The 7,625-nt window shown below is 68.7% G+C and carries 7 protein-coding genes; 3 read left to right on the top strand and 4 right to left on the bottom strand.

Annotated elements, in window-relative coordinates:
- Positions 1 to 101: 101 nt before the first annotated feature.
- Positions 102 to 1,037, top strand: a complete 936-nt coding sequence (locus GRX66_RS14375) for a hypothetical protein (protein ID WP_159527174.1) — start codon at positions 102 to 104, stop codon at positions 1,035 to 1,037.
- 359 nt (positions 1,038 to 1,396) lie between these two features.
- Here the strand turns inward: GRX66_RS14375 and GRX66_RS14370 are convergent, their stop codons facing one another.
- The 4 genes from GRX66_RS14370 to GRX66_RS14360 all read right to left on the bottom strand — a co-directional run bounded on the left by GRX66_RS14370 (position 1,397) and on the right by GRX66_RS14360 (position 5,471).
- Positions 1,397 to 2,215: an MBL fold metallo-hydrolase gene (locus GRX66_RS14370; RefSeq protein ID WP_159527173.1), complete on the bottom strand. Its 819-nt coding sequence runs from the start codon at positions 2,213 to 2,215 to the stop codon at positions 1,397 to 1,399.
- Positions 2,212 to 3,600, bottom strand: coding sequence for an ATP-binding protein (locus GRX66_RS14365; RefSeq protein ID WP_325064128.1), 1,389 nt, complete (start codon positions 3,598 to 3,600; stop codon positions 2,212 to 2,214). Before GRX66_RS14365 ends, GRX66_RS14370 begins: the two co-directional genes overlap by 4 nt.
- Before the next feature lie 189 nt (positions 3,601 to 3,789).
- A complete protein-coding gene (locus GRX66_RS19575; RefSeq protein ID WP_201293035.1) occupies positions 3,790 to 4,227 on the bottom strand; it encodes a hypothetical protein in 438 nt (145 codons plus the stop codon).
- Entirely contained in the window at positions 4,224 to 5,471 is a 1,248-nt protein-coding gene (locus tag GRX66_RS14360; protein ID WP_201293034.1) for a flippase activity-associated protein Agl23, read from the bottom strand. The genes GRX66_RS19575 and GRX66_RS14360 overlap by 4 nt, the downstream gene beginning before the upstream one ends.
- A 182-nt stretch (positions 5,472 to 5,653) precedes the next feature.
- Here GRX66_RS14360 and GRX66_RS14355 point away from each other — a divergent pair, with 182 nt between their 5' ends.
- Positions 5,654 to 6,799, top strand: coding sequence for a thiolase family protein (locus GRX66_RS14355; RefSeq protein WP_159527172.1), 1,146 nt, complete (start codon positions 5,654 to 5,656; stop codon positions 6,797 to 6,799).
- Positions 6,800 to 6,884: 85 nt separating this feature from the next.
- On the top strand, positions 6,885 to 7,625 hold a 741-nt coding region (locus tag GRX66_RS14350), incomplete at its 3' end, for a glycosyltransferase (protein WP_159527171.1).

Here is a 7,625-nt window from a genome sequence, read left to right as displayed (position 1 = left end):
GCGCCGCGGTCGCCGACGGCAGTCCGGCCTCGACCAATTCTGAGTTCCGCGTCCCCGTTACGCGCTGCATAACAAAGCCCGAACTCGCGGTCACAGTACGCGTGTCACGTCCAGTCGCGCGCAACGTCTCCTCGTACACGAAGCGGCTCGCGGAGGCGGTGCTCCTGGGCGCGTCCTCCCGGCGGCCGCTGGGCACGAACGTCTTCAGTCGCGACTGGGACCTCCTGGTCGTCCTGGACGCGTGCCGCTACGACGCGCTCTCGCGAGTCGCCCGCGAGGTCGACGTCCTCGACGACGTCGAAGCCGCGTACTCGGTCGGCAGTTCGACCCGCGAGTGGGCGGCGAACACGTTCACGGACGCGTACCGCGAGGAAATCCAGCGCACTGCCGTGGTCTGTGGGAACGGCCGCGTCACGCAGACGCTGGACTCGAGGGACGCGATGGAGACCGAATTCGCGGAGCGGTTCACGGCGTGGGATACCGTCGAACTGGACGAGTTCCTGGTGTTCGACTCGGTCCCCGACTACGCGCCGCCCGAACCGCGCAGCGGCATCCTGCTACCGCGCGTCGTCACGGACCGCGCCATCGACGTCGCTCGCAACCACGACGCCGACAGGCTGCTCGTCCACTACATCCCGCCGCACAACCCCTACCGCGCGAACGCGCTCCGGGAGAACCGCGAACTCGCCGACTACGAGTACCGGCCGTTCGACTACCTGCGGGACGGCGGCGACCGGTCGGTCGTCTGGAACGCCTACCTCGACGAACTCCGCTGGGTGCTCGAGGACGTCGACCTCCTCCTGGCGAACGTCGACGCCGACACGGCGGTCGTCACCGCCGACCACGGCGAACTGTTCGGCCACCTCGGCCTCTACAGCCACCCGACCGGCGTCCCCATCCCTCGTCTCCGGCACGTCCCGTGGGCGGAGACGTCCGCGACGGACACCGGCAGCTACGACCCTCACTACGACAAGCCCGGCGAGGCCCGCGTCGACGCCGACACCGCAGCGCAACTCGAGCACCTCGGCTACGGGTGACGCGCGACGAACTACGGTCGGATAGCAGGAAATGCTTATACGAGTATCGCCGCTCGCTCCAGTATGGAGAGTCGATGGCTCCTCCTGGGCTTCGGGCTGCTATTTGGGGGCCTGTTACTCGCGAATATCTACCTGGGGAACGTCGTACTGTCCCTCGTTGCCGTCGTTTTCACGATTTTTGGTCTCGGTGGCTTCTGGTGGAACACCACCCGAGACGACCCTCTCGAAACGAGATTGTCCCGGTTTCGGTAGGGGGCCCACACCACCGGCTGGACGGAGCGGCTGCTTCATCTCGGTTTTCGAGCGCCGAGACGGCAGGAGCGACGACTGAAGCCGAGTCGGTCGTGCCGTGGCTCCGGTCAGAGACTGAACGTCTCGCCGTCGACGGCGAGTTCGTCGGCGAACGCCTCGTCGGCGGGGAAGAAGTGCGAGACGTGGACGACGCGGGTCTCGCCGGCGTCGAGTTCGTCGCCGAGCGAGAGCGCGCCCTCCATGGTCATGTGTTTCGTCCCGAACGTCCGCGGGACGCCGTCCCGCTCGGGGTGGCGACCACCTCTGGGGTGGTAGTCGGCGAGGTGCGCGGGCACGATGCCGTCCGCGAGCAGCAGGTCGGGGTCGCGCATCGCGGCCAGCGACGCGTCGGGAATGTCGAAGGTGGTGTCCCCCGAGAGCGCGAGTTTCGACCCGTTGCGCTCGACGACGACGCCGTAGCACAGCAGCGGCGGGTGGTCGACTGGCACCAGCGTCACGTCGAAGCCCGCGGCCTCGAACGTCTCGCCGGGCGTGACCGGGTGCGGGTGGACGTTGTCGAGGTAGTCGTACTTCCGCGCGACCGTCTCGGCGACGCTCTCCCCGGTCTCGGGGTCCGTCTCGCTGGCCGCGTACACGGGCAGGTCGTCGAACAGGCGGTACGCGTTCCCGAGGCCGTCGAGGTGGTCGAAGTGGATGTGGGTGACGACACCCGCGTCCGGCAGGGAGACGCCCTCTCGGAGGAACTGGTAGCGGAAGTCCGGACTGAAGTCGATCAGGAGCGCGTCGCCGCTGGCCTCGTCCTCGACGTGGACCGCAAACCGGGTGCGTTCGACGCCGCGTTCGCGGGCCGCCCGGCACGTGTCGCAGTCACACCCCGGCGTCGGGGTGCCCGTCGTGTCACCGGTGCCGAGCAGCGTGACCCTCATTCGTGGTCGTGGCCTGCGTGGGGCGCGTCAGCGCGGTCGTCGCCGTCTGCGGTCTCTCCGTGGTCGTGGTCGTGGTCGCCGTGGTCGCTGCTGGTGGTGCCGCGGTCACCGTTCTCGGGGTCGTCGATGGCTTCCTCGAGCGTGTCGAGGTTGCGGAGGTGGTCGCGGTCCTCGAAGTCCGAGACGGCGGCGACGAGGTCGTCCTGCGTGAGCGTGGTGCGGTCCTCCACGAGCGCGTCGAGGACGGCCTCACGGAGCACGAGACGGAGGTCGCTGCCGGTCAGGCCCTCGGTCTCGGCGGCGAGTTCCGCGGGGTCGAAGTCGTCGACGGCGAGTTCGCGGGTGACGACCTCCAGGATCTCCGCGCGCATCCCCTCGTCGGGGCGCGGGAACGACAGGATCTCGTCGAAGCGCCGCCACGCCGCCGCGTCGAGTTCGTCCGGGTGGTTGGTCGCGCCGATGAGCAACACGTCGTCGTTGACGAGGCTGACCTCGTCGATGCTCTTCAGCAGCGTGTTCACCGCGCGCTTGATGGCGTTGTGTTCGTCGCCGGTCCGCGTCGTGGCGACGAAGTCGAACTCGTCCATGAAGAGGATGCACGGCGACAGCCGCTTGGCGACCTCGAAGACCTTCTCGACGTTCTTCGCGGTCTCGCCGAGGTACTGGCTCGTGATCATCGACAGCTTGACCTCCACGAACGGCAGGTCGAGCTGGTGGGCGAGCCCGCGGGCCGTCGACGTCTTCCCCGTCCCCGGCGGGCCGACGAACAGCAGCTTCCCGATCTCGCTGAGGCCGATGGTCGCGAGGTAGTCGCGGTGCTCGATGGCCTTCGCGACCTTCGTGATCTCGGCCTCCTGCTCCTCCGTGAGCACGATGTCGTCGAGGGTCACGTCGATCTCCGAGGGCGACCGGACCTCCACGAGGTCCAGCATCTCCTCGTCGTCTTCGTCGAAGTACTCCGTCAGCAGGCCGTCGATCCACTGCGGGTCGGCCTGCACGGGGCGGTTGTCCTCCCGCGCGGCCTCGTAGTCGACGCCGAATTCGTCGCCGAGTTCGAACGCCAGCGCGGGGTTGTCGTGGATGCGGTCGGCGTCCGCTCGCTCCTCGAACCAGTCGAAGGCCATCTCGTCGTCCACGAGGCTGATGCCGCCCGAGAACGTGTCCCGGTCGGTGAACATCAGTTCTGAGATAGCGTCCCACGGGTCGTCGACGCCGGAGCCCTCGCTGACGGCGTCCTCGGTGGTCTTCGGTGGTCGCTGTACACCGTCGTCGGCCCAGAGCGCGATCCGGTGGGCCGGCGGTAAGTCGTTCTCGTCGAGATCCTGGTGTTTGTCGTAGACGCGGGCCGTGAGCAGGAATTCGACGACGTCGAGCGCCTCAGTCACTAACCGTAATCTACCCACCGGGGGCGCATAAGGCCTCCGCAGTCGCGGCGAAGCGATGTGGGCGGAAATAGCGGCACCGAACTGGCGGGCTCGAGGCCTCGAATCGGCGGGCGTGCGTTGCGAATCGGTACTGAAACGCTCGAACGAGGTCGGTTCGTGGCGGCGTTGTGACGGGACGCTCGAACGAGGTCAGTTCGTGGCGTTCGCGCGGACGTAGAACACGAGCGGTCGGCTGTGCTGGTAGCCCTCGTGGACGGTCCGCGTGTAGCCGCGTTCGGTGAGGTCGATGTCGAGGTTGTCCTCGTCCTCCTCCAGCATGATGACCACGGGCGGAGCGTGCTCGTCGATCGTCGTGGTCGTGAGCGTGCTGGAGACGTTCGAGTCGTAGCGCTCGAGGTACCACGGGAGCGGCAGGCGGTCGAACCAGCCCTGGTAGCCGCCGTGCGTGAGGTTGAGTGACTGTTCGGTCGTGAGGTCGTCGGGGGTGTGGAACTCGGAGCCGTAGAACATCACGTCGACGCCGTCGTTGCTCGCCGAAATCTCGCGGACGTCGCCGAGCGTCGACTGCATCTGGCCCGAGGGCTGGGCGTACTGCACGAGCGGGTTGTTGGGGCCCTGCGCGTTCACGTACGTGGTCTGGGCGGCGACGGCCCCGGTGCCCGCAGCGGAGACGACCAGGATGACGGCGACGGCGCGAGCAGCGGGCGCGTTCCCGGTGGCGACGGCGCGCGGCCGCGCTCGAACACGAGCCCGACGCCGACGCCGGCGGGCACGGCCAGCGGGACGATGGCGTTGATCGCAGTCCACGCCGAGGAGATGTCCGCGACGGCGGGGTAGCCGAACACGGAGAACGCGCCCCAGAAGAAACAGACGCCGACGACCGCGCGCGGCTGGTCGGCGGCGTACCGCTCGTGGAGGAACCCCATCAGGGCGAACGCGACCAGCGCCAGCGCGCCGATGGACAACACCGTGAGGTCGTGTTTCAGGAACTCGATGTAGGAGTGCTCCTGCATCCCCGTCGACCCCCAGAGGTCCATGAACTCGTTCCAGGAGCCGAGCGTCCCCTCCCGAAGGACGCCGGGGAGGAGCGCTGGCTCGGAGAGGGCTTCGTAGAGGTCGGGTTTCGGCGCGTAGAACGCCACGACGACCGCGGCGACTTCGGCGAGCGCGGCGCCGAGGTGGAGTTTGTACCGCCACGCCGCGCGGGCGATCCGACCGACGTACCCCCTGACGACGCCGTACCGCGTCGTCTCGTCGCTCGCGGACGCGAGCAGCATGCGGCCGTCGAAGACGAGCGCGAGCGCGCCCAGCCAGCAGACCGGGTACAGGAGCGCGTTCTCCTTGGTGGTGAACGCGAGCGCGAACGGGAGCGCGCCGGCGTAGATGTACCGCGCCTTCCCGGTGTCGATGGCGCGCACGAACAACCCGAAGGCTGTGAACATGAACGCCGCCAGCAGGAGGTCGTTGCGCATGAACCGCGAGTAGTACAGCAGAATGGGGTTGCCCGCGAAGAACAGCGACGTCGCGACCATCTCCGCGTTCGAGAGGTGTTCGCGGTACAGCCACGGCGTCACGACCAGCAGGCTGCCGACGACGGCGACGACGAGTCGCATCGTGAAGTCCGTCGCCCCGAACAGGTCGAAGACGACGCCGTTGACGTGCGGGAGGAACGGGCCGTGGATGATGGGGCGGTACTGCCACGACCCGGACTCCATGTAGTAGAGGATCCAGTGGGCGACGCGACCCTCGTCCTGGTGGGCGACCCGCCAGCCGAGACTCCACAGGCGCACGAGGAGGGCGAGGGCGGCGACGGCGACGAGCGCGACGGCGACCCGCCGTCGGGCGGTCTGGCCGCCGCGGGACCGAGACATACCACCGCGTTGCGCCGGATGCGATAAACGCTTTCCGATGACTACCACGGTCACTGAACGCTCGAAGGTGCAGCGAAGCGACGGCGGCAACGCGGCGACGACACCGCTGGACGCGAGTAAACGCGGAGCGGACTGCGCCGCGTTGTAGGAGCTTTATGGTTCGTCGCGCGGGATACTGTGGTATGGCAAGCGACACCACCCCGGTCATCGCAGCGGCCTACCGAACCCCGCAGGGGAAAGAAGACGGCGCGTTCGCGGAGACGCGCAGCGAGGACCTCTCCGTGACGGTCATCGACCACCTCCTCGCGGAGACGGGACTCACCAGCGACGAAATCGACGACCTCCAGTGGGGGGTCGCCCAGCAGCGCGCGGAGCAGGACAACAACGTGGCGCGCGTCGTCGCGTTGCTCTCGGAACTCGGCGAGGACGTCCCCGCGGCGTCGATCAATCGGTGGTGTGCGTCCTCGATGGAGGCCATCATGCGGGCCGCCGACTCTATCAGCGCCGGGCAGCGACAGGCCATCATCGCGGGCGGCGTCGAGAACATGAGCCGGGTGCCGATGGACGGCGAGTCCTACGGCTACCTGCACCCGGAGCTCTCGGAACTGTACAACGTCCCACAGCTCCAGATGGGGATGACCGCCGAGGAGGTCGCCGAGCGCTACGACGTCAGCCGGGAGGAGCAGGACGAGTACGCGCTCCAGAGCCAGCAGCGCGCCGCAGAGGCGACCGAGTCCGGGCGCTTCGACGACGAGATCGTGCCCGTCGAGACCGAGGACGGCGTCGTCGACGAGGACGAGGGCATCCGCCCCGACACGTCGATGGAGAAGCTGAGCCAGCTCCCGACCGTCTTCAAGAGCGACGGCACGGTGACGCCCGGCAACGCCAGCCAGATTTCGGACGGCGCGGCCGCGACGCTCGTCACGAGCGAGGCGTTCGCCGAGGAGCACGATCTCGACGTGCTCGCGTACGTCGGAGACCACAACGTCACCGGCGTCGACCCCGAAGTGATGGGGATCGGCCCGGTCCCGGCGACCCGGGAGCTGCTGGAGCGCACCGACCAGGACGTCGAGGACTTCGACCTCGTGGAACTCAACGAGGCGTTCGCGTCCCAGACGGTGTACTCCCGCGACGAACTCGGCGTCGACAACGACAAGTTCAACGTCAACGGCGGCGCCATCGCCATCGGCCACCCGCTGGGCGCCAGCGGCGCGCGGCTCCCGGTGACGCTCATCCACGAGATGCAGAAGCGCGACGCCGACAAAGGGCTCGCCACGCTGTGCGTCGGGTTCGGCCAGGGCGCGGCCATCACGTTCGAGCGGCGATAAGGTCCGCACAGGCCCGGGTGGGGACCCCGGGTTCCTCGCACGGATACCACGAAATTGATACCGTAGCCTCGACTCTCTCCACGCGATGCGTTCCGTCGGTATCGTCGTCCCCGCCTTCGACCCCGACGTCGAGGCGCTCGTCGCGTACCTCGACGCCCTCCAGGAGGTCCTCCAGCCGACGCGGCTTCACGTCGAACTCGACGCCGGGTCCCCGGATGCGGTGGCGGCAATCGAGACGTCGCCCGCGACAGTGCACAACGCCGAGCGGCGCCGCGGAAAGGGCGCTGCCGTCACCGCCGGGTTCGAGACGCTGGACACGGACGTGCTGGCGTTCGCGGACGCGGACGGCTCGACGCCAGCGGTCTATCTCGGGACTGTCGTCGACCGCGTGCGGGACGGCGACGCCGACCTGGCTGTCGGGTCGCGACGCCACCCAGACGCCGAGGTCGCGAGCCACCAGACGCTCGCGCGCCGATTCCTCGGCGACGGGTTCGCGTGGCTCGCCGGCCGCCTGCTGAACGTCGACCTCTACGACTACCAGTGCGGCGCGAAAGCCATCAGCGCCGACGCCTGGGAGCAAGTGCGCACCCACCTCTACGAGGCGGGGTTCGCGTGGGACGTCGAACTCGTCGCCATCGCCGGCGCCCTCGACTTGCGGGTCGCGGAAGTCCCCATCGAGTGGGAGGACAAACCCGGGTCGACCGTGTCGCCGGTGCGGACGCCGCTGGCGCTGTTCCGCGCGCTGCTGGCGGCGCGCCACCGGTCGAAGCGCCTGCGGGACAGCCAGTTGCACGAGGCGCTGGCGGCGCGCCGCGACGAACCGCCC

It is taken from the genome of Halobacterium bonnevillei (genome assembly GCF_009831555.1).
GTDB classification, from domain to species: Archaea; Halobacteriota; Halobacteria; order Halobacteriales; family Halobacteriaceae; genus Halobacterium; species Halobacterium bonnevillei.
Note: the sequence above shows the minus strand (reverse complement) of the source record. Positions and strands in the feature narration are given on the sequence as shown.